A 20,873-nucleotide genomic window follows, 5' to 3' on the forward strand; every position below is an offset into this window, starting at 1 on the left:
CGATTCCTCACAAGTATCTAGCAAGTGAACGCAATTTCTGGTCATACTCACGAAATAAGCGAAGCGTTGGGGCAGGTAATGTCACGAGTACCACTTTCGGTGCCGCAGAGCGGCATCTGGTTCAACGAACGTCTCGGCGGCGCGGGGGCCGTCCACCACATGCCTTTCGCGATCCGGTTCTCCGGTGAGCTTGATGTGGACGCGCTGCGCCGCGCCTGCGCGGGCGTGGTCACCCTGCATCCCGTCCTGCGGGCGGCGGTCCGGGAAGAGTCCGGCGCCCCCTACCAGATCGAGGGGCCGCCGGTGCCCTTCGAGATCATCGAGATCGATCCCGACCGATTAGCCGACGTCCGGCGGGAGGTGATCCTGCGGCCCTTCGACCTGGCCGCCGGACCGCTGACCCGGATGGCGCTCTTCCCGCTCGGCCCGTCCGAGCACGAGTTGCTGGTGGTGGCCCACCACCTGGTCTTCGACGGGCAGTCGACCGACGTCTTCGTCGCCGACCTGGCCCGGCTCTACTCCGGCTTCCACCACGGGGGCGCCCTTCCGGCACGCGCGCCGGAACCGCCCGACCTCGCCGCCGAGGCGCGGCAGGTCGCCGAAGGACTGCCGGCCGCGCGGGCCTACTGGTCGGGACGCCCGACGGAGTTCCCCGATGTCGTCCTTCCGGGGCTCGACCGTCCCGAGGAGGCGGTGCAGGAGGGCGAGTCGGTCGAGTTGTTCCTGACCGACCCGATCCTGGAGAAGGCCGCCGCCCAGCTCGGGGTCACCCGGTTCGAGCTGGTCGTGGCGTCGGTGCACGCCCTGTTGTTCCGGTACGGCAACGCGTCGCCGGTCACCGCCCTCGACCTCGGCACCCGGGCGGCCGGGGCGGGCGAGCGTGTCGGCGTCCACGTCAACGAACTGCCGTTCACCTCCGATCCGCGGACCGACACCCCCTTCACCGCGTTCGCCCGCGAGATCAGGGCCGGGCTGCGGGAGCTCTACCGGGTCCGCGAGGTGCCGCTGGGCCGGGCCGCTCCCGGCACGAAGCCGGGCATCGCGCTCGCCCCCGTCTCCCTCACCTACCGGCGGCGGATCGCGCCACCCGAGTTCCCGGGGCTGCGCACCGAGGTGACGTGGGTGGTCTTCAACCACGTCGCCCGCAACGCGCTGCGGTTCCACCTGGTCGAGGGCCCCGACGGGCTGGGCGTGATGCTCCAGTTCCCGCCCGCGTCCCTGCCGCGCGCCGACGCCGAACGGATCGCCACCCACCTGCTCGACGTGCTGCGGCACGTCACCGACGAACCGGCGACGCCGCTCAGTGCGCTGCCGGTGACCGAAGAGCCGGCCGGGATCTGGTCCGACAGCGCCTTCCCCGGCGCTTCGGCGGTCCCCGACCTGGTCGCGGCCCAGGCCGCCCGCACCCCGGATGCCGTGGCTGTCATCGGCGAGCAGCGCCTGACCTACCGCGAACTCATGGCGCAGGCCGACGCCGTGGCGGCCCGTCTCCAGCAGTCGGGTGTACGCCCCGGCGACCTCGTGGCCATCTCCGCCGCCCGCACGGAGCGGCTGGTCACGGGCGTCCTGGGGATCTGGCGGGCAGGGGCTTCCTACCTGCCGCTCGACCCGGCCTATCCCGCCGAACGGCTCGACTACGTCCTGGCCGACTCCGGCGCCTCGGCACTGCTGGCCGACGAGGGCAGCGACCTCACCGGGCCGGTACGGGTGGCGCTCGACATGCCGGGAGCCGTCGCCGGACCGTCGGGTGGGGAATCCGGATCAGCGGGCAAGCAGCCCGAGGCTCCCGGTGACCGGGCTTACGTGATCTACACCTCCGGGTCGACTGGGCGGCCCAAGGGGGTCGAGGTCGGGCATTCCGCCCTGACGAACCTGCTGCTGTCCATCCGGGACGAGACGCGGAGCGGGCCGTCGGCCACGTGGCTGGCGGTGACGTCGCTGTCGTTCGACATCTCCGGGCTGGAGCTGTGGCTGCCGCTGATCACCGGGGGGCGGGTGGTCATCGCGACCGAGGCCCAAGCCGGCGATGGCGACGCGCTGCGGGCGCTCATCTCGGCCCAGGGCGTGACGCATGTCCAGGCCACGCCCTCGACCTGGCGGCTCCTGGTCGACGCCGGGTTCGAGGCGCCCGTCACCGCCCTGGTCGGCGGGGAGGCGCTGCCGCAGCCGCTGGCGGCCCGGTTGCGGCCGAGAGTAGAGCGGTTGTTCAACGTCTACGGGCCGACCGAGACGACCATCTGGTCGACCATCGCCGAGATCCCGCCCGATCCCACGCGGATCTCGATCGGCGGGCCGCTGGCCGCGACCGGGCTGCTGGTGCTCGACGACGAGCTGCGGCCGGTGCCGGCCGGGGTGCCCGGAGAGCTGTTCATCGCGGGCGCGGGGCTGGCCCGGGGTTATCTCGGGCGTCCGGCGTTGACGGCGGAGCGGTTCCTGCCGTGTCCGTTCGGCGCCGAAGGGGCGCGGATGTACCGGACCGGCGACCGGGTCAGGGTCAGGGACGGCGGGCTGGAGTTCCTCGGGCGGACCGACAACCAGGTCAAGGTGCGTGGGCACCGCATCGAACTGGGCGAGATCGAGGCGGTGCTGCTCGGTCACGCGCAGGAGGCGGCGGTGGTCGTACACGACCAGGAGCTTGTCGCCTACACGGTCGGCGTGGTCGGTGACCTGCGGCGGGAGGCGGCGCGGGTGCTGCCCGCCTTCATGGTGCCCAGTGCGTTCGTGGCGCTGGAGCGGATGCCGCTGACCCCGAACGGCAAGCTCGACCGGGCCGCGCTGCCGGTGCCCGTCCTCCTGGCGGAAGAGGCGGAAACCGTCACCGACGAGACGGTCGAGGTCGTCCGCGAGATCTGGGAGGAGGTTCTCGGGCTCGACCAGATCGGTGACGACGAGAGCCTGTTCGAGCTCGGCGGGCACTCGCTGACCATCGCCAGGATCGCCGCGCGCATCCACGACCGGCTCGGGGTCGACGTGCCGTTCTATGTGTTCTTCGACGTGCCGACCGTGGCCGGGATCGCCGCCGACGTCGCCGATCGCCGGGCAGGTCTGTGAATGCGCTGTCGGCCGGGCAGCGGCGGCTCTGGTTCCTCCAGCGCCTCGACCCGGCCGACGCGTCCTACAACATGCCGGTGGCCCTGCGGATCAGGGGCCGCCTCGACGAAGCGGCGCTGGAGGCGGCGCTCGCCACGATCGTGCTGCGGCACGACGTGCTGCGCGGGCGGTATGTCGAAGACGACGACGGGACGCCGTCCCGGCTGGTCACCTCAGCCGGGCCGGTCCTGGAGAAGATCGAGACCAACAACCCCCTGGCGGCGGTGGCCGAACGCGCCAACCGGCCGTTCGACCTGGCCGCCGGGCCGGTCGCCCGGTTCACCCTGATCAAGAGGGCGCCGGACGACCACGTGCTGTGCCTGGTCGTCCACCACATCGCCGCCGACGGCTGGTCGGTCGACGTGCTGCTCCGCGAACTCGACACCCTCTACAGAGGGGGAACGCTCCCACCGCTGCCGATCACCTTCGCCGACCACGTGGCGCGGGCCGGGCGCTCCCATCCCGGCTACTGGGCCGAGGAGCTGAGCGGGCTGCCGGTGCTCGACCTGCCCGGCGACCGGCCCCGCGCGACCGGAGAGGGCGGCCAGATCTTCGCCGCACTGCCGCCCGAGCTGGTCGGCGGCCTGGAGGCCCTCGCCCGCAAGGAGCGCGGCACCCTGTTCATGGTGCTGCTGGCCGCCTTCCAGGTGTTCCTGTCACGGCACGCCGCCCAGCCCGACGTCTGCGTCGCCACGCCGGTCCTCGGCCGCGACCGCGTGGACACCGAACCGCTGGTGGGCTACTTCACCGGCCTGGCGATGCTCCGCACCGACCTGGGCGACGACCCCCCGTTCACCGAGGCGCTGCGCCGGGCCAGGGGCGCGGTGCTGCGGTCGTTCGAGCACGGGGACGTGCCCGGCGGGGTCCAGTTCCAGGCGATGTTCCAGTACACCCGGACCACGACCGAACGCCCCCGGCTCGGCGACCTCGACGTCGAGATCTACGACTCGGGCCTGGCCTCGGCCAAGTGCGACCTGGCCCTGGACATCTACCAGGGCCCGACCGAGACCGGCCTGATCCTCACCTACGACAAGGGGCGCTTCGACCAGGAGACGGCGGAACGGTTCGCGGCCCGCTTCCAAGCTCTACTGGACGACATCAGCGGCCGGCCCGACCGAAGATGCGGCGACCTCAACCTGTTCTCCGCCCTCGACAGACGTGCGGCACACCCACTGCGACCCGGCACTGTCCCGGCGGCTTCCCATGAATCCGAGGTCGACCCGCCCGGCGCTCGCGAACCCACCGGCGACCGGCCGCCGGTCATCGACCCCGACTCTCCCGCCGTCGCCTGTGACGGGGTCGAGCTCACCTATCGAGAGCTGGAGGAACGTGTCGCGCGGATGGCGTCGGGGCTGGCCGCGCGTGGGGTGCGCCCCGGCGACACCGTCGGGGTCAGCCTCAAACGCACGCTCGATCTGGTTCCCGTGCTGCTGGCCGTCTGGCGGGCCGGGGCGGCCTATCTGCCGGTCGATCCCGGGCTTCCCGCCGCGCGTATTTCCGCTCTTCTCAGAGACGGCAAGACGAATATTCTGGTGGCCGACGCGGCTTACGTACAGGGAATCGCGGCGGTGCGGCCGCCGGATTTGAGCGGGCCGATTCTGACAGAAATCTCCGACAATTCCTTACCTGCCTATGTGCTTTACACATCTGGGTCAAGCGGTCTGCCAAAAGGTGTCGTGATCGATCGCCAAAGCGTATCGGAACGCGTTTCCTGGATGCGAAAGGCCTATGACCTGCAGCCAGGCGACCGGGTGGTCCAGTTCGCGGAACTGGGATTCGACGCCCACGTGGAAGAGATCTTCCCATCTTTGGAAGCGGGGGCTACGGTCGTGATGCTGCCCAATGGCGGGCGCACCCTGCCGGATTTCCTGACCACTTCCGAAGGGGCTCGAGTAACGTTGCTCGATTTGCCGACCTCCTTTTGGCATGCCCTCGTTGAGGAGATCGACGAGATCGCATGGCCGCCGAATCTTCGGCTTGTCATTCTCGGCGGCGACCCCGTCGCCGCCTCGGCGGTCAAGCGTTGGCGTTCCCGTTTCGGCGATCGAGTCCGCCTGGTCAACACCTACGGACCGACCGAGGCCACCGTGATCGCCACGGTCGGCGACCTCGGCGAGGGAAAGCCGTCGATCGGCCGCCCGATCGCGGGCACCACGGTGAGCATCCTCGACGCCGGACAACGTGAAGTCCCGCAGGGAATCCCCGGCGAACTGGCCATCGGCGGCGCCGGAATCGCGCGCGGCTATCTGAACCACCCGCGATTATCCGCCGAACGCTTCGTCCCCGACCCCCACGGCCCGCCCGGTTCGCGCCGCTATCTCACCGGCGACCGGGCCCGCGTCAGACCCGATGGCGAGCTGGAGTTCCTGGGCCGCCTCGACGACCAGGTCAAGATCCGTGGTGTACGCATAGAGCCCGCCGAAGTAGAGGTCGCTCTCACCGCCTTTCCCGGCGTCAAGCAGGCCGCCGTCATCGCCCGAAAGGGTTCGCTCGTCGCCTACGTCACCGGCGATCCGAACAGCCCGGACCTGCGCGCCCACTTACGGCGCACCCTGCCCGAGCACCTGGTGCCGGGCCACATCGTGCCGCTGCCCGAGCTGCCGCTGACCCGGAACGGCAAGCTCGACCGCGCGGCGCTGCCCGCCCCCGACGTGGCCGGAGAGGCGTATGTCGCCCCCCGGACCGATGTCGAGGAGCTGGTCGCCCAGATATTCGGCGAAGTGCTCGGCGTTCCCCGCGTGGGGATCACCGACGACTTCTTCGCCCTCGGGGGGCACTCGCTGCTCGCCACCCGCGTGGTGGCGCGCATCCGCCGGGCCGTCGACCTGGTCGTCCCGGTGCGCACCCTGTTCGCCAGCCGTACGGTCGCCGAGTTCGCGGCCGCGGTCGACGAGATCCTGGAGGAGGCCGAGCGCGCATGCGCGACGACCTGAACATCCATTTCGCGGTGGTCGGTGCGGGGCTGGCAGGTTCACTGCTGGCCGTGTACCTGGCCGGGCAAGGCCACCGCGTCGACGTCTACGAACGCCGGGCCGACCCCCGGGTGGCACCACCGGACGAAGGACGGTCGATCAACCTGGGCCTGTCGGCCCGGGGGATCGGCGCCCTGAGCAAAGCGGGGTTGTGGGACTCCGTGCGGGCCCACACCGTGCCGATGCGCGGAAGATACGTGCACCCGAAGGAGGGGCGCCCGTTCTTCCACGCGTACGGGCGCGACCCCGGCCAGATCCTCTACTCGATCAGGCGGGACGCCCTCAGCCGGACCCTCGTCGAACACGCCGAGAAGCTCGAAGGGGTCAGGTTCTTCTTCGAGACCCCGGTGACCGCGATCGACAGGGACGCCCCGTCGTTCCAGGCGGGCGGCGAGACCATCTGGCCCGATGTGATCGTCGGCGCCGATGGAGCGTTCTCAGCGGTCCGTTCCGAACTCCTGCGCGGACGTCCGGCCGACTTCCGGCAGGAGTTCCTCCCGTGGGGCTACAAGGAGCTGAACCTGCCGTCCACCGAACGGCTCGAAGCGCTCCACGTCTGGCCCGGCGAACAGGGCCTCATGGTCGCCCACCCGAACGTCGACGGGTCGTTGACCTGCACGTTGTTCATGGACCACGCCGACCTGACACGGCCCGATCTGGCGGCGTTCGTCAGGCACGTCCTGCCGGCCGCCGACCTGCCCGATCTCGAAGGGCAGCTGGCCCGCAGCCCGATCGGCCACCTGGTGACCGTGCGGACCTCGAAATGGCACGAGAACGGGCGGGCGGTGCTGATCGGCGACGCCTGTCACGCCGTCTACCCCTTCTATGGGCAGGGCATGAACTCGGCGTTCGAGGACTGCGTCGTCCTGGCCGAGTGCGTGCAGGCCCAACCGGAGAACCTGGAAGCGGCCTTCGCCGCCTACCAGCGGCGCAGGAAGCCGCACACCGACGTGCTGGCCGACCTGTCGGCCGACAACTTCGTGGAACTCCGCGACCGGCTGCGCTCCCCCCTCCACCTGGCCCGCAAGCAGGTGGACACGGTGCTCAGCCGACTGCTGCCCGACATGTGGCGACCGCTCTACACGATGGTCAGCCACACCACCATGCCGTACGGCGAGGCGCTACGGCGGGCCAGAACGCAGGACCGGATCGTCCGCGCGGGAGGGATGACGGCGGCCGTGGGGCTGGCGGTCGCACTCCTCCGGCGCCGCGACAGGAGGCACCAGCAGTGATCACGCACCCCGACGAGCCGACCTTACGCCTGTTCGACGTCAAGGACGTCGAGGGCGGCCGTCCGCTCCACCCGCTCGGCGCCATGTACATCCGCCAGCTCAGACTGGTGACGACCTGGGCACGCGAATACCTGTGCCGCCCCCACCCCGAGCTGGGACGGCGCGGCCCGGTCTGTCCCTACGCCCAGGGTTCGATCGACCGCGGCCGGTTCCTGCTGGCCATCCGTCCCGGCCGCCCGGAGACCGTCGAGGAGGTGGTCGCCGCCGTCGAGCCCTACCGGCAGTGGTTCGGCGAACTCGCCCCCCGGTCGATCGCCGACTCGATGCACACGGCCGTGCTGGTCCTGTTCCCCGACGCCGGCAAACGGCTCGACCTGATCGACGCCGCGCAGGAGATCCTCAAGAGCCGGCACGTCTCCTCCGGCGTCATGGTCGGCGAGTTCCACGACGGGCCGCCGGACAAGGGCGGCCTGTGGAACCCGCTGCTGCGCCCGCTGGACGCGCCCGTCCCGATGCTGGTCGTCCGGCACATGGTCACGACCGACCTGCCGTTCCTGACCTCGCGCGAGGAACACGTGTCGGCGTACCGGGCGATCTTCGGCGACCACATCCCGGCCCACCTGCGAGACGTGGTGTCCTCGTGAGCCGACTGTCCGAACGGATGGCGCGGGTCGCGGCCCAGCGGGCCGGGGTCCCGCGCCGCGCCCCGGGAGCGGACGCGCCGCTCGCCCCGGCGCAGGAACGGCTGTGGTTCCTCGACCAGGCCGGGCTCGACGGTGACCGTTACCTCTGCTGGGCCGCCCACCATCTGACCGGCGACCTGGACGTGCCGAGGCTCCGGCGATCGATCGACGAGCTGGTGGCCAGGCACGAGGCGCTGCGGACCGCCATCGTGGTCCGTGACGGGGTGCCCTTCCAGCACGTCGCCGAGCACGTCGAGGTCCCCTTCTCGACCGAGGGAACCATCGAGGAGTTCCTCGCGGACGGCTTCGACCTCGCGGCGGCCCCGTTGCTCCGGGTCCTGCTGATCCCGTACGACGACGGACACGTCCTGGCGATGTGCCTGCACCACATCGTCTGCGACGGCGAGACGACCGGGATCCTGTTCGACGAGCTCTACGCCCTCTACCGGGGGGAGCGCCTGCCCCCCGTACAGGCGCAGTATCCGGATTACGCGGCGTGGCTGGCGACCCGCGACACCGACGCGGCCGATCGGGCCTTCTGGGCCGACCGGCTCGCCGGCACCAGCGGGCTGCTCGACCTGCCCCTCGACCGGCCGCGCCCGGCCCGGCCGACCTTCGACGGTGTCCGGCGGTCGGTCATCTACCCCGAGGGGTTCGCGGGCGAGCTGCGGGCGTGGGCGCAGAGCAACCGGACGACCGTGTTCATGGTGGTCCTGGCCGCGCTGAACGTCGTGCTGGCCCGGCTGGCCGACACCGACGACGTCGTGATCGGCACCCCGGTCAGCGACCGGGAGCTGCCCGAGCTCGAACGCACGGCCGGGATGTTCGTCAACACCGTGGCGCTGCGGACCCGGCTGGCCGGGAACCCGACGCTGCGGCAGGTGGTCAGGCTGGCCCGCGAGACGACCATGACCGCGCTCGACCACCGCACGCTGCCGTTCGACTCGGTCGTCGAGCTGACCGGCGGGCGGCGCGACCTCAGCCACAACCCGATCTTCCAGGTGATGCTGGTGACCGGGGAGCCCGGCGGGGCCATCGAGGTCGCGCCGGGGCTGACCGGCATCGCCCACGCGCTGTCCGCGCCCCCGGCGCGGTTCGACCTGACGCTGGTGGTCGAGGGCGACGGCGTCCACATCGACTACGCGACCGACCTGTTCGATCCGGCCTCGATCGACGCGATCGGCCACCACATGGTGGCGGTCCTGCGCGCGACCGTGGCCGACGCCGACCAGGGCATGTGGGACGTCCCTCTCCAGGCCCACGCAACGGGCGCACCCGCCTACGAAGCGCCCGCCTGGGAGATCAGGCCCACCGACGAACCCGCCGTGATCACCGACACCGAGACGGTGACCTATCGCGAGTTGCTCCGCCGGGCCGCCGCCCTCGATCTGGCCGGGCTGACCCGGGGCAGTGTCGTGGGTGTACGTCTCCCGGCGGGCCCCGACGCCATCGCCGCCATCGTGGGGATCCTCCACGCGGGCGGCGCCTACCTGCCGCTCGACCCCGCGCATCCCGGCGAACGTGTCGAACAGCTGCTCCACGCGGCCAACGCCGTGGGTGTCGTGGACCACGACGGATTCCACCCCCGGGACCACGATGACGTGGAACCCGGGGAGCTGGCCTACGTCATCTTCACCTCGGGTTCGACCGGCATCCCCAAGGGCGTCGCGGTCGGGCACGAGTCGCTGCGGAAGTTCACCCAGGCGTTCGTGGACGTCCACGGGTTCACGGCCGCCGACCGGGTGCTGATGATCCCGCCGCTGACCTTCGACGCGTCCGTGGGCGACCTGTTCCCGGTGCTCACCACGGGCGGCGCGCTGGTCCTGCACCCCGAACCGGCCCGCCTCGACGCCGCCGGACTGCTGGCCTTCGTCGAGCGCCACGGCGTCACGGCGGTCGACACCGCGGCGTCGCTCTGGCGGCGCTGGGCCGACGAGCTGGCCGGACGCGAGATCGACTGGCCGGTCCGGCTGATGATGGTCGGCGGCGAGTCGGTGCCCGGCTCGGCCGTCGCCTCGTGGCTGGCCGCGACCGGCACCCCGCTGGTCAACCACTACGGGCCGACCGAGGCGACGGTGTGCGCGACCACGTACACGGCCTCGAAGCCGTCGGACCTGCTGCACCTGCCGATCGGCGCCGAACTCCCGCACGTGCGGGCCTACGTCGTCGACAGCCACGGCGGGCTCGCCCCCGACAACGTCTACGGCGAACTCCACCTGGCCGGCGACTGCCTGGCCTGGGGTTACCTGGGTCAGCCGGGGATGACCGCCGACCGGTTCGTCCCCGATCCGTTCTCCGGCGTTCCGGGGGCGCGGATGTACCGGACCGGCGACCTGGTCCGGCGGCGGCTCGACGGGAGCTTCGAGTTCGCCGGGCGCAAGGACCGCCAGCTCAAGGTCCGGGGCCATCGCATCGAACCGGGCGAGGTCGAGGCGGTGCTGACCGCGCATCCGGCGGTCCGCGACGCCCACGTGACCTCGGCCGGCGACCGGCTGGTCGCCTTCGTCGCGGGGGAGTCGGATCTGCGGGCCCACCTGCGGGAACGCCTGCCCGACCACCTCGTGCCCGACGTCTTCGTGGCGCTGGACGCGATCCCCCGGACCAGCCACGGCAAGGTCGACACCGCGGCGCTGCCCGAGGTCACCGTGTCCACCCCCTACGAAGCGCCGCGAACCCCCACCGAGGAGGCGGTCGCCGACGTCTGGTCGGCCGTCGTCGCGGGGGACCGGCGGGTGGGGCGACGGGACAACTTCTTCGAGCTGGGTGGCCATTCACTGCTCGCCGCCCGGGTGCTGGCCGCCCTGAAGGACCGATTGGGGATCGCGCTCCCGCTGCGCGCCCTGTTCGAGACGGCCGACCTGGCCGAGCTGGCCGCCGTCGTCGAGGGAACCCACGCCACGTCGGACGAGCCCGACCTCCTGGCCGAGGCGGTGCTGCCCCCGGACGTCCGGGTCGTCTCGCCGCGGCGGCGCACGGGCCGGACGGTCCTGCTGACCGGCGCGACCGGGTTCCTCGGAGCCCATCTCGCCGCCCGGCTGGCCCCCGTCTCGGAACTGCTCTGCCTGGTACGGGCCGACACCCCCGCCGCCGCCGAAGCCCGGGTCCGGGCCGCGTTCGCCGCGCAGGGGCTGCCCGAAGTCAGGGTGATCGGCATCCCCGGCGACCTGGGGTCACCCCGGCTCGGGCTCTCCGAGGGCGACTTCGCCTCGCTGGCGGAGCAGGCGGACGTGATCTGCCACAACGGAGGGCTGATCAACTTCGCGGAGCCGTACAGCCGGCTGAAGGACGTGAACGTCGGCGGCACGCTCGAGATCCTCCGCCTGTCCGTCCAGGGGGGCGGCATCCCCGTCCACCACGTCTCGACGCTCGGGGTCCATCTCGGCAAGGCCTACCAGAGCCGCCGGATCACCGAGGCCGACGTGCCGGAGGACCCGGCCGGGCTGGGCGGCGGCTACAACCAGACCAAGTGGGTCGCCGACCGCCTCGCCGCGCAGGCGCGGGACCGGGGCATCCCGGTCTCCATCCACCGCCCGGCCAGGATCGGCGGCGACAGCCGTACGGGATGGGGCAACGACGGCGACTACTTCAGCCGCCTGCTGGCCACGATGACCCGGCTCGGGATGGCCCCAGACCTGCCCTACGACGAGGACGTCTCCCCGGTCGACCACGTCGCCGACGCTATCGTCCACCACGTCCTCAACGGCGCCGGGGCCGACCACCACTACTTCAACGAGGCGACGATCAGCTACGCCGAGATCGCCGGGGCCCTCGGGGTCAGGCTGGTCGACTGGGCGGAGTGGCGGGAGGCCGTCCACGACGGGCTGCCCGACCTGCCGCTGGCGGCGTTCGTCACCGACCTGCCCGAGGAGCGGCCGGCCTTCCCCCGGCCGTGGTTCGACTGTTCGCGCACCCGAGGGCTGCTGACCGCCGCCGGGATCACCTGCCCGCCCGCCGACCGGGCGCTCATCCGGCGTTACGTGGAGGCGATGTGCCTGACCTCGTGAGATTCGGCATCGTCTGGCTGTCGTCGCTGGTCTCCGGCGTCGGATCGAGCCTGACGGGCTTCGTGCTGGGCGTCTGGGTCTACCAGAACACCCAGTCGACCACCCTGTTCGCGCTGGTCATGCTGTCGGGGCTGCTGCCCGCGATCCTGGTCGGCCCGTTCGCCGGGGTGATCGTCGACCGGTTCGACCGGCGGCGGGTGCTCATCATCAGCGACTGCGTCGTGGCGGTCTCGACGGGTGTGCAGGCGCTGCTGCTCTACAACGACGCGCTGCAGGTGTGGCACATCTGCCTCGGCTCGCTCGTGGGCGCGATCTGCGGGACGTTGCACATGACGACCTACCAGGCGATGACCCCGCTGCTCATCCCCGAACGCCACCTCGCCCGCGCCAACGGCCTCATGCAGATCACCGTGGCCACCCAGATCGCCGCGCCGCTGGCGGCCGGCGCGCTGCTCGGCGCGATCGGCATGGCCGGGGTGCTGGTGCTCGACCTGGTCACGTTCGCGGTGGCGGTGACGACGCTGCTGATCGTGAGACTGCCCGCCTCGGTGGTGCGGGCTCCCGGGGCCGGTTCGGCGAAGGCCCCCTTGTCCGACCTGTCCTACGGCTGGCACTACCTGCGGCGGCGGCGCGACCTGATGTCGCTGACGCTGACGTTCACGGCGTACAACTTCTGCTTCGCCGCGGCCGGGGTGCTGGTGCAGCCGCTGATCCTGTCGTTCGGCTCCCCGGCGGTGCTCGGCGCGCTGATGTTCGCCGGCGGGTCCGGCGTCTTCCTCGGCGGCCTGGTGATGGGCGTGTGGGGCGGGCCGAAGAAGCGCGTCCGGGGCATGGGCGTGTTCATGCTCCTCGGGTCGCTGTTCCTGGTCCTGCACACGGTGCGGCCCGACCCGTGGGTGGTGGCGTTCGCGGCGGCGGCCTTCCTGTTCACGCTGCCGGTCGTCCAGGGTTCCGGGAACGCGGTGCTGCAGTCGGGCATCGAACCCGACAGTCTCGGCCGGGTGCTCGGCACGGTGCACTCCATCGGCGGCATCGCCTCGCCGTTCGCCTACCTGCTGGCCGGACCGCTGGCCGAACACGTCGCCGGGCCGTGGCTCGCGCCCGGCGGCGCGCTGGCCGGAAGCGTCGGCACGGTGATCGGCACCGGCGAGGGCCGGGGGATCGCGTTCATCATCCTGTGCGACGCGGTGCTGCTGGCAGTGGTCGCGGTACGGGTGCTCCTCCTGCGCGAACCCGCGCCGAAGCGGACCGAGGAGGTGCCCGATGCCGTTGCCACCGCATGACCCCGGTCCCTCGACCGACCTCATCGGCGCGATGTCCTTCCACGGCGCGGACGCGGCCGTCCGCCTGGGCGTCTTCGACGCGCTGCCCGGTTCGGCCGCCGAACTGGCGAAGGCGACCGGGGCCGACGAGGAGGGCCTGACCCTCCTGCTCGACCTGCTGACGACGACGGGCTATCTCGTCCGGCACGACGACGTCTTCACCGCGTCGTCCCTGTGGACCGACTCCGGCTACGCGACCCCGCTGCGCCTGTGGGCGGCCATCATCGGCGAGTTCTGGCGCGACCTGTTCGACGGCCTGGCGACGGGCCGCCCCCGGGCCGACTTCTACCGCTGGCTCTCCGGGAGGCCCGCCGAACTGACCGTCTTCCACCAGCTCCAGTCGGGCCTGGCGGGCTGGCTGGCCGAAGAGGTCGTCGACCTGATCCCGATGGGCCCCGGCAGGCTCGCCGACGTCGGCGGTGGCCGGGGCGTGTTCGCGCAGGCCTTCCTGGACCGGACGCCCGGCCTTTCCGCGGTCGTCGTCGACCTGCCGGGCACGCCGTGCTCACTGCCTCTGGTGGAGGCCGACCTCGCCGAGCCGCTGGTCCTTACGGGCTACGACCACGTGCTGCTGTTCAACGTGGTCCACGGCTTCTCGCGGGCGCGGGCGCGCGGTCTCGTCCATGAGGCGGTGGCGTCCGGAGCCGACGTACACATCCTGGAGACCACGACGACCCCGCGCGGCGGCGTGGCCGACCAGGCCTTCACCGAGGGCTTCGCCCTGAACCTGTGGCTCACGCAGGGAGGCCGTCTCTACAGCGCCGACGAGCTCTCGGGCTGGCTCCGTGAGGCCGGAGCCGCCGACATCACCCGAACCGACCTGACCCGTTCGCCCACGCACACCCTGATCACCGCAAGGAGCACGCCGTGACCCACCTGGTCGTCCGCAACGACGAGGAGCAGTATTCCCTCTGGCCGACGGGCCGGGAGATCCCCGACGGCTGGCACCCCGACGGTTTCGAGGGCACCAAGGAAGAGTGCCTCGCCCACATCGAAGAGGTCTGGACGGACATGCGCCCCAAGAGCGCCCGCCCGGCCTGATCGGGTCCGCGTCCGGGCGAGTCTCGCCCGGACGCGTTCTTCCTGCTAGTGAGCCGAGTGGTCGTGGCAGTGGCCGGGACCGCAGTGCGCTTCGGCGGCGCAGTCGAGCTCGTGCTCGTGCTCGGCGTCCTCGTGGTCGTGATGCGGGTGGTCGTTCATGATGTCTCCTCCGTCGGAACGATGATGATTACGGAGAGTTATCGGCCGGTTGCATCGTGATCAAACGGATGGAGCCGGGTCGAGCCGCGCAGGATCCGGTGGTCGGACAGCCACGGCAGCCAGCCCCCGCCGCTGGCGGTCTTGCCGGTGAAGTGGCTGCTCAGCAGGATGTAGTCGATCTTCAGGTCCAGTTCGGGGAAGGTCACCCGGGCCATCGGGTCGATGTCGTGGAACCTGCGGTAGAGGTTGCGGATCGGGGCCGTCCCCGGGCTCAGGTTGAGGTCGCCGCCGATGACGAGCGGGCCCGTCCACCCCCGGACCACCGTGTCGATGTAGTTCACGTGCATCTCGCGGTTGTGGCCCTTGTAGTCGACGTGAGTCGTGCACAACCGGGTCGAGCGGTGGGCGAGGATCGCGTCCACGCAGAGGAGGGCGCGGGGTTCGTCGCGGCGGGGGTTCGGGAGCGGCCAGACCGCGCGGGTGAGGGTCGGGCCCTTCACGAAGACGGCGATGCCGAAGCGGTGGTCTCCCCAGTTCCGGTCGCATGACTTGTTGTTCCGGACGGTGACCACGTACGCGGAGTGGTAATCGCCGGAAAGGCGGGTGCGGAGCGCGTCGTACTGCTTGCCGCAGAGTTCCTGGAGGAAGACGGCGTCGGCGCCTTTGATCTGGCGGAGCAGGGTCGACGTCCACGAGCGCAGGGAGGAGTCGGTCTCGCAGAGGCCGCCGCAGACGTTGAACGTCAGCATCTTGAGCGGCTCGCCGACGGGTTCGGGTTCGGGCAGCGCGGGCTCGGGAGTGCTGATCGGAACCGGCGTGGTCACGGACGCCGGTGCCGGCGGCACAGGTGTGGGCGCTGGTGTCGACGCTGGAGACGACAAAAGCCCCATAATAGTAATAACTCGTGTTAGCACGCTTTACCTCCCCCAAAGGTATCTCTAATGGTACAGAAGTGCCTTTTCGTACCTGTGGGAAGGTCTGCCCGCAGAAGCGCATGATTGATCTGCCAGAGTGTGGGTCAGAGGAGGTGGGCGTGCTCGAATCGGCGAGTCTTGTCGAGCTGTCGATGAACCAGCTCCGCGAGGACATCCTGAGTGGGGCGCTCCAGCCGGGTGAGCGCCTGATCGAGGAGACGCTCACGCGGCGGTTCGGCATCAGCCGGGCGCCACTGCGCGAGGCTCTGCGGCTGCTCGACGAGCAGGGGCTGGTGGAGCATCTCCCCAGGCGCGGGGTGCGGGTGGCGCAACTGTCCGAGCGTGACGTCGACGAGCTGTTCGGGCTGCGTGACGTGCTCGAGCAATACGCCGTCTCGCTCTCGATGCCGCTCGCCGGAGACGTGCCCGTCCACGAACTGGAAGCGGCCCTCGCCGCCATGGACGTCGCCGCCCGCAAGGGCGACCTCCGGGAGGAGAACGACGCCCACTGCCGGTTCCACATCGCCATGGTCGGGCTGGCCCGGCAGCGCCAGCTGCTGCTCGCCTACCAGCCCGTCATCCGCAAGCTCCAGCTCTACATGGCCGCCAACCTGCGGCGGGAGGTCGAGCACGTGGGCGATCCCGGCGACGGGGTGCGCCGGCACAAGAAGCTCTTCGACGCCGTGGTGAGCCAGGACGCGCCGACGGTTCTGGCCGCGCTCGCCTCGCACGGGGCCCGGACGTACATCGGGTAACCGGCCGTTAACCGGGCGGGCCGGTAGTGGATACATTTCTGTCGACAATCGACGATATGGACCGCACGGCCGGTCCGGCGTCGGGGGACGTACCGGCCTTGAAAGCATCGAGGAGCCGGTCGTGCCCACTGTCGACGCGTCCCCCTATCCGTTCACGTTCCAACCCGAGTCAACCGCGCTGCTGATCATCGACATGCAGCGCGACTTCGTCGAGCCCGGCGGGTTCGGCGAGACGCTCGGGAACGACGTCAGCAAATTGCAGAAGGTCATCCCCCCGCTGGTCAGACTGCTCGGCGCGGCCCGTGCGGCCGGGCTGGCGGTCATCCACACGCGGGAGGGCCACGTACCCGATCTGTCCGACTGCCCGCCCGCGAAGCTGAATCGCGGCGCGCCGTCGATGCGCATCGGGGATCCGGGCCCCAAGGGCCGGATTCTCATCAGAGGTGAGTACGGCCACGACATCGTCGACGACCTCAAGCCGCTCGAAGACGAGCCGGTCATCGACAAACCCGGCAAGGGCTCGTTCTACGCCACGAACCTCAGCGAACTGCTGGCCGCGAAAGGCATCACCTCGCTCATCGTGACCGGCGTCACGACCGAGGTCTGCGTGCACACGACCGTCCGGGAGGCCAACGACCGGGGCTTCGAGTGCCTCGTCGTGTCCGACTGCGTGGGGTCGTATTTCGACGAGTTCCAGCAGGTGGGACTCGCCATGGTCGCCGCCCAGGGCGGCATCTTCGGCTGGGTCACGCCCTCCGACAAGCTCATTGAGGTGATTTAGGATGACCACCCCCGCTGTGAAGATCCCGCGATGGGTGCCCGGCGATACCAACGCCTTCTTCGGGCTCGGGTTCAACGTCCTGGTGAACGTGCTGACCCTCACGGCGCTGTGCGTCGGTGTGGTGCACATCGCCGGCGGCGACGTGTACGGCGTGATCCTCCCGGCCCTCGGCATCCAGCTGCTGATCGGGAACGTCTACTACACCTACCTGGCCAGACGGCTGGCGAAGAAGGAGAACCGCCTCGACGTCTGCGCGATGCCCTACGGTCCGTCGGTCCCGCACATGTTCATCGTCGTGTTCGTGATCATGTTGCCGACGTACCTGGCCACCAACGACCCGATCGCGGCCTGGCAAGCAGGTCTGGCCTGGTGTTTCATCATCGGCCTGATCGTGTTGCTGGGCGCGTTCATCGGCCCGGTCATCCGCAAGTACACGCCGCAGGCGGCCATGCTGGGCACGCTGGCGGGCATCTCGATCGCCTTCATCTCGATGCGCCCGGCGGCGCAGATGTGGGAGGCGCTCTGGATCGCCCTGCCGGTCCTGGTGATCATCCTGGTCGGTTTCTTCACCGACCTGAAGCTCCCGGGGAACATCCCGATCGGCCTGGCGGCCCTGCTCGTCGGCTCGGCCATCGGCTGGATCGGCGGCTACATGGAGCCCGCCGCCGTCGGCGCGGCCGTCAGCGACATCGCGATCGGGTTGCCCACGCTGAAGATCGATCTGCTGATCAACGGATTGAGCGAGGTCGCGCCGTTGCTGGCGACGGCCATCCCGCTGGGCATCTACAACTTCACCGAGGGCATGGCCAACGTCGAGTCGGCCGCAGTGGCCGGTGACAAGTACAACCTGCGCGCCGTCCTGATCGCCGACGGCGCCGGGGCCGTGGTCGGCTCGGCGCTCGGCTCGCCGTTCCCGCCCGCCGTCTACATCGGCCACCCCGGATGGAAGGCGGCCGGCGGCCGGACGGCGTACTCGATGGCCAGTGGCGTCGTCATCGCCCTGTTCTGCTTCCTGGGCCTGTTCAGCGTCCTGGCGACCCTGCTCCCGACCCCGGCCATCGTGCCGATCCTGCTCTACATCGGCCTGCTGATCGGCGCCCAGGCGTTCCAGGAGGTGCCGCGCGTCCACGCGGTCGCGGTCGTGATGGCCATCATCCCGAACATCGCCTCGTGGGCGGCCACCCAGATGAACAACGTCATCGCCGCCTCGGGCGTGCCGGTGACGGCCGAACAGATCGCGGCGGCCGGGACCGTCTACCACGGCACGGTGCTGCTGGGCGGTGGTGCCATCTTGGCGGGCCTGGTGCTGGGCGCGGTCGTCGCGTTCATCATCGACCGCAACTTCTACTGGGCGGCGGGCTACTCGATGTTCGGCGCGGTGCTGTCGTTCATCGGCCTGTTGCACGCGGAGAAGGTCGGCTGGAACGTCGGCGGCCAGATAGCCCTCGGCTACGTCTTCGCCGCCATCGTCCTGGTCGGCTTCGGCTTCTGGCGCAGCCGGATGCCCGAGGAGACCCCCGCGCCGAAGGAGGAACCGGCTCCGGCCGAGGCCTGATCCAAAGCGAAAGGGGCGTCCCGGCGGGACGCCCCTTTTCTATTTCTCAGTTCAGGTACGGTGCCAGCGGCTCTCCGCGAAGCAGTAGACGGCGAAGAGGATCAGCCCGATCGCCACCAGTCCCAGCAGCCACGGTCCCATCGGCGTCTCCGACAGCGACTTGAGCGCGTTGTCGATGCCCGCCGCCTTGTCCGGGTCGTAGGTCAGCGCGGCCTGCCCGACCAGCACGCCCGCCGCGATGGCGACGACGCCTCGGGCGATGTAGCCGGCCTTGCCGAGGCGGACGACGGTGGTCCGCGCCTTCGGCTCGGTCACGTGCATGTCCTTCATGAACTTCTCGGTCCAGCCCTCGTGGATCCAGTACACGCCCAGGGCCATCAGGCCCAGTGCGAACAGCCCGACCAGGAACTGGCCGCCCGGGAGTTCGAACAGCGCGCGGGTGACGTCCTGTGACTGCGAGTCGGTGCTGGCCGCCTCCTTGCCCTTCACGAGCAGGCTCACGATCGAGACCACCAGGGCGACGTACACCACCGCTCGGGCGACCGATTCGGCGCGTTCGCGCAGCTTCGGCGGCCCCCAGATCGCTTCACCGATCTGCCAGACCACCAGGCCCGCCAGGCCGATGGCCATGATCCAGAGCAGCACCGACCCGAACGGCTGCTCGGCGACCATGTGGATCGCGCTGGACTTGTCGGCCTCTTCACTGCTGGAGCCGTTGAACGCGATCTGCAGGGCGACCAGCCCAATCAGGGCGTAAAGCACGCCTCTGGCGGCGAATCCCACCTTCGCCAGCTTGTCGAGCAGGGGGTGCTGTACGGCCCTGCGGGCGGCGCCGCCGACCGTCTCCGAGGTCGTCATCTGAGGTCCCTTCGTTGTGGCTGGACCCCCTCTGCCGCATATGACGATCAGTAAACCCAAAGCAAAGTTTTGTACCCATCTCTTCAGATTTGACGTAAATGGGGCCTAATGTCCGGTTACTCAGCCGTGACCAAAGGAGCTCCCCCCATTTCCCCCATCACCGATTCGCTGCTCGCCGCGGCCCGGCAGGAACTGGGCTACGCCGCGCAGGCGGGTACGCAGAGCAAGTACGGCACCTGGTACAGCGCAGGCAAAGACCCTTCGCTCGCCTCGGCCCCCTGGTGCGACACGTTCGTCTCCTACGCCGGTCAGTCGGCCGGCCTCCTCAAGCAGGTCGGCAGCTTCGCCGCCTCCACCGACCACGCCGAGTGGTTCAGGTCCAAGAGCGCCTGGACCTCCCAGCCCCAGCCCGGCGCCATCGGCTTTCTCAAGGACCACGGCCAGGTCGGCGTGGTCGAGAAGGTCGCCGACGGCAAGGTGACCACGATCGAGGCCCTCAACGGCTCGGTCCAGCGGGTGACCCGGCCCGATTCCGACTTCTCCGGATACGGCGTGCCCGACCAGGTCGTCCATCCCGTGTACGAGGGCTCGACCACCGCCTCCTACTTCTGGGACGACGGTTCGGGCCGCAACGGAGACACCGGCGCCCCCGCGTCGGGCAAGCCCATGCAGAAAGGACTGGCGGCCAGTCCGAGCTGGCCCATGGGCACCGAAGGCTACGTCATGTACGAGGGCAAGAAGGCCCCCTTCTTCGTCGGCGACCGGGGGCCCGGCTCCCCGTCGGGCAGCGGCATCATGCTCGACCTCGACGGCAAGACCTTCGCCGACCTCACCGGCGGCACCTTCGACGACGGCAGCCTGACCGTCGAGGGCATCGGCGGCCAGGGCCACATCGACATCGACTACATGATCACCAAGTGGGGCGACGGCCTCGGCAAGAAGGGCGCCCCGGTCGCGTTCTCGGAGGGCGCGTACAACGAACGCAGTGTCCCTGCGGAGCCGCAGCAGATCAAATTCAAGCTGTCCGCCGCCGAGGACGTCACCTGCGCCCCGAACGAGGCCCCCATCGCCCCGCAGAAGGCCGCCCCCGCCAAGCCCGCCGCCCCCCAGCAGAAGACCGCCGCCGCCGCGCCGGCGCCCGAGGCGAAGAAGACCGTCGCGATCCCGTCGGTGACCCACGTCGCCTACGACACCACGACTCCACGGCCGGAGACCCCCGTGCCGGTCATCGCCTCAGGGCTGGTGGCCTGCGCGCTCGTCGCGGTCGGCATGCGCTTCCTGATCGTCCAGGCCAGGAAGGGCAGGCACGAGAAGACCGGGGCATAGGAAGAAGCGGGCCCCGTCCGGCGATCCGCGCCCCGTCTCCCAGGGGGCGCGGATCGTTGAATTCTTAATCGCCTTATTTCGAAATACTCGAACGCCCCGGATGGCTTTTGCCTTTCCGTGCCAGTTTCCGCTTTTCCCGCTCATGGCCCGTTCCATTGTCGAACCGGTCCCTTGCGTGCCG

14 protein-coding genes are annotated in these 20,873 nt (G+C 70.3%); 12 read left to right on the plus strand and 2 right to left on the minus strand.

Translation table 11 applies throughout. The annotated features are described in order from the left end of the window. Positions 1–78 precede the first annotated feature (78 nt). The 8 genes from AW272_RS10550 to AW272_RS10585 are packed head-to-tail and all read left to right on the plus strand — an operon-like array spanning position 79 to position 14,344. On the plus strand, positions 79–3,051 hold the full coding sequence (locus AW272_RS10550) for a non-ribosomal peptide synthetase (protein ID WP_066363199.1): 2,973 nt from the start codon (positions 79–81) through the stop codon (positions 3,049–3,051). Next, a complete protein-coding gene (locus tag AW272_RS10555; RefSeq protein ID WP_066363200.1) occupies positions 3,048–6,023 on the plus strand; it encodes a non-ribosomal peptide synthetase in 2,976 nt (991 codons plus the stop codon). The genes AW272_RS10550 and AW272_RS10555 overlap by 4 nt, the downstream gene beginning before the upstream one ends. Continuing rightward, complete coding sequence (locus AW272_RS10560; RefSeq protein ID WP_066363201.1) at positions 6,008–7,294, plus strand: FAD-dependent oxidoreductase; 1,287 nt, start codon at positions 6,008–6,010, stop codon at positions 7,292–7,294. The genes AW272_RS10555 and AW272_RS10560 overlap by 16 nt, the downstream gene beginning before the upstream one ends. After that, positions 7,291–7,938 (plus strand): DUF6875 domain-containing protein, encoded by a 648-nt coding sequence (locus AW272_RS10565; protein ID WP_066363203.1) that lies wholly within the window; start codon positions 7,291–7,293, stop codon positions 7,936–7,938. The genes AW272_RS10560 and AW272_RS10565 overlap by 4 nt, the downstream gene beginning before the upstream one ends. Then, positions 7,935–11,981, plus strand: coding sequence for a non-ribosomal peptide synthetase (locus AW272_RS10570; RefSeq protein WP_083958175.1), 4,047 nt, complete (start codon positions 7,935–7,937; stop codon positions 11,979–11,981). Before AW272_RS10565 ends, AW272_RS10570 begins: the two co-directional genes overlap by 4 nt. After that, positions 11,966–13,264 carry an MFS transporter gene (locus AW272_RS10575; protein ID WP_066363206.1) on the plus strand — a complete coding sequence of 433 codons (1,299 nt, stop codon included), beginning with the start codon at positions 11,966–11,968 and terminating at the stop codon, positions 13,262–13,264. Before AW272_RS10570 ends, AW272_RS10575 begins: the two co-directional genes overlap by 16 nt. Then, a complete protein-coding gene (locus AW272_RS10580; protein ID WP_066363209.1) occupies positions 13,245–14,174 on the plus strand; it encodes a methyltransferase family protein in 930 nt (309 codons plus the stop codon). Before AW272_RS10575 ends, AW272_RS10580 begins: the two co-directional genes overlap by 20 nt. After that, the gene (locus tag AW272_RS10585; RefSeq protein WP_066363211.1) at positions 14,171–14,344 is read left to right on the plus strand and encodes an MbtH family protein; all 174 of its coding nucleotides are present in this window, start codon (positions 14,171–14,173) and stop codon (positions 14,342–14,344) included. Before AW272_RS10580 ends, AW272_RS10585 begins: the two co-directional genes overlap by 4 nt. Before the next feature lie 197 nt (positions 14,345–14,541). Here AW272_RS10585 and AW272_RS10590 read toward each other — a convergent pair whose 3' ends face one another. Then, on the minus strand, positions 14,542–15,327 hold the full coding sequence (locus tag AW272_RS10590; protein WP_157518465.1) for an endonuclease/exonuclease/phosphatase family protein: 786 nt from the start codon (positions 15,325–15,327) through the stop codon (positions 14,542–14,544). A gap of 209 nt (positions 15,328–15,536) precedes the next feature. Between AW272_RS10590 and AW272_RS10595 the strand changes: the two genes are divergently transcribed. The 3 genes from AW272_RS10595 to AW272_RS10605 all read left to right on the plus strand — a co-directional run bounded on the left by AW272_RS10595 (position 15,537) and on the right by AW272_RS10605 (position 18,508). Then, entirely contained in the window at positions 15,537–16,172 is a 636-nt protein-coding gene (locus tag AW272_RS10595; protein WP_218010839.1) for a GntR family transcriptional regulator, read from the plus strand. A 121-nt stretch (positions 16,173–16,293) separates the two neighbouring features. Next, a complete protein-coding gene (locus AW272_RS10600; protein WP_218010840.1) occupies positions 16,294–16,953 on the plus strand; it encodes a cysteine hydrolase family protein in 660 nt (219 codons plus the stop codon). Position 16,954: 1 nt separating this feature from the next. Continuing rightward, on the plus strand, positions 16,955–18,508 hold the full coding sequence (locus AW272_RS10605) for a regulator (RefSeq protein ID WP_066363229.1): 1,554 nt from the start codon (positions 16,955–16,957) through the stop codon (positions 18,506–18,508). A 51-nt stretch (positions 18,509–18,559) separates the two neighbouring features. Here AW272_RS10605 and AW272_RS10610 read toward each other — a convergent pair whose 3' ends face one another. Then, on the minus strand, positions 18,560–19,366 hold the full coding sequence (locus tag AW272_RS10610; RefSeq protein ID WP_066363231.1) for a DUF1206 domain-containing protein: 807 nt from the start codon (positions 19,364–19,366) through the stop codon (positions 18,560–18,562). A gap of 126 nt (positions 19,367–19,492) precedes the next feature. Here AW272_RS10610 and AW272_RS46300 point away from each other — a divergent pair, with 126 nt between their 5' ends. Beyond that, entirely contained in the window at positions 19,493–20,692 is a 1,200-nt protein-coding gene (locus tag AW272_RS46300; RefSeq protein ID WP_169807526.1) for a CHAP domain-containing protein, read from the plus strand. The last annotated feature ends 181 nt before the right edge of the window (positions 20,693–20,873 follow it).

This window comes from Herbidospora mongoliensis, assembly GCF_001570545.1.
GTDB lineage: Bacteria > Actinomycetota > Actinomycetes > Streptosporangiales > Streptosporangiaceae > Herbidospora > Herbidospora mongoliensis.

What these genes read in the sequence shown, in the direction of transcription:
- AW272_RS10580 (WP_066363209.1), top strand. Translation starts at nt 13,245, where the DNA reads ATGCCGTTGCCACCGCATGACCCCGGTCCCTCGACCGACCTCATCGGC.
- AW272_RS10610 (WP_066363231.1), bottom strand. Translation starts at nt 19,366, where the DNA reads ATGACGACCTCGGAGACGGTCGGCGGCGCCGCCCGCAGGGCCGTACAG.
- AW272_RS10560 (WP_066363201.1), top strand. Translation starts at nt 6,008, where the DNA reads ATGCGCGACGACCTGAACATCCATTTCGCGGTGGTCGGTGCGGGGCTG.
- AW272_RS10605 (WP_066363229.1), top strand. Translation starts at nt 16,955, where the DNA reads ATGACCACCCCCGCTGTGAAGATCCCGCGATGGGTGCCCGGCGATACC.
- AW272_RS10550 (WP_066363199.1), top strand. Translation starts at nt 79, where the DNA reads ATGTCACGAGTACCACTTTCGGTGCCGCAGAGCGGCATCTGGTTCAAC.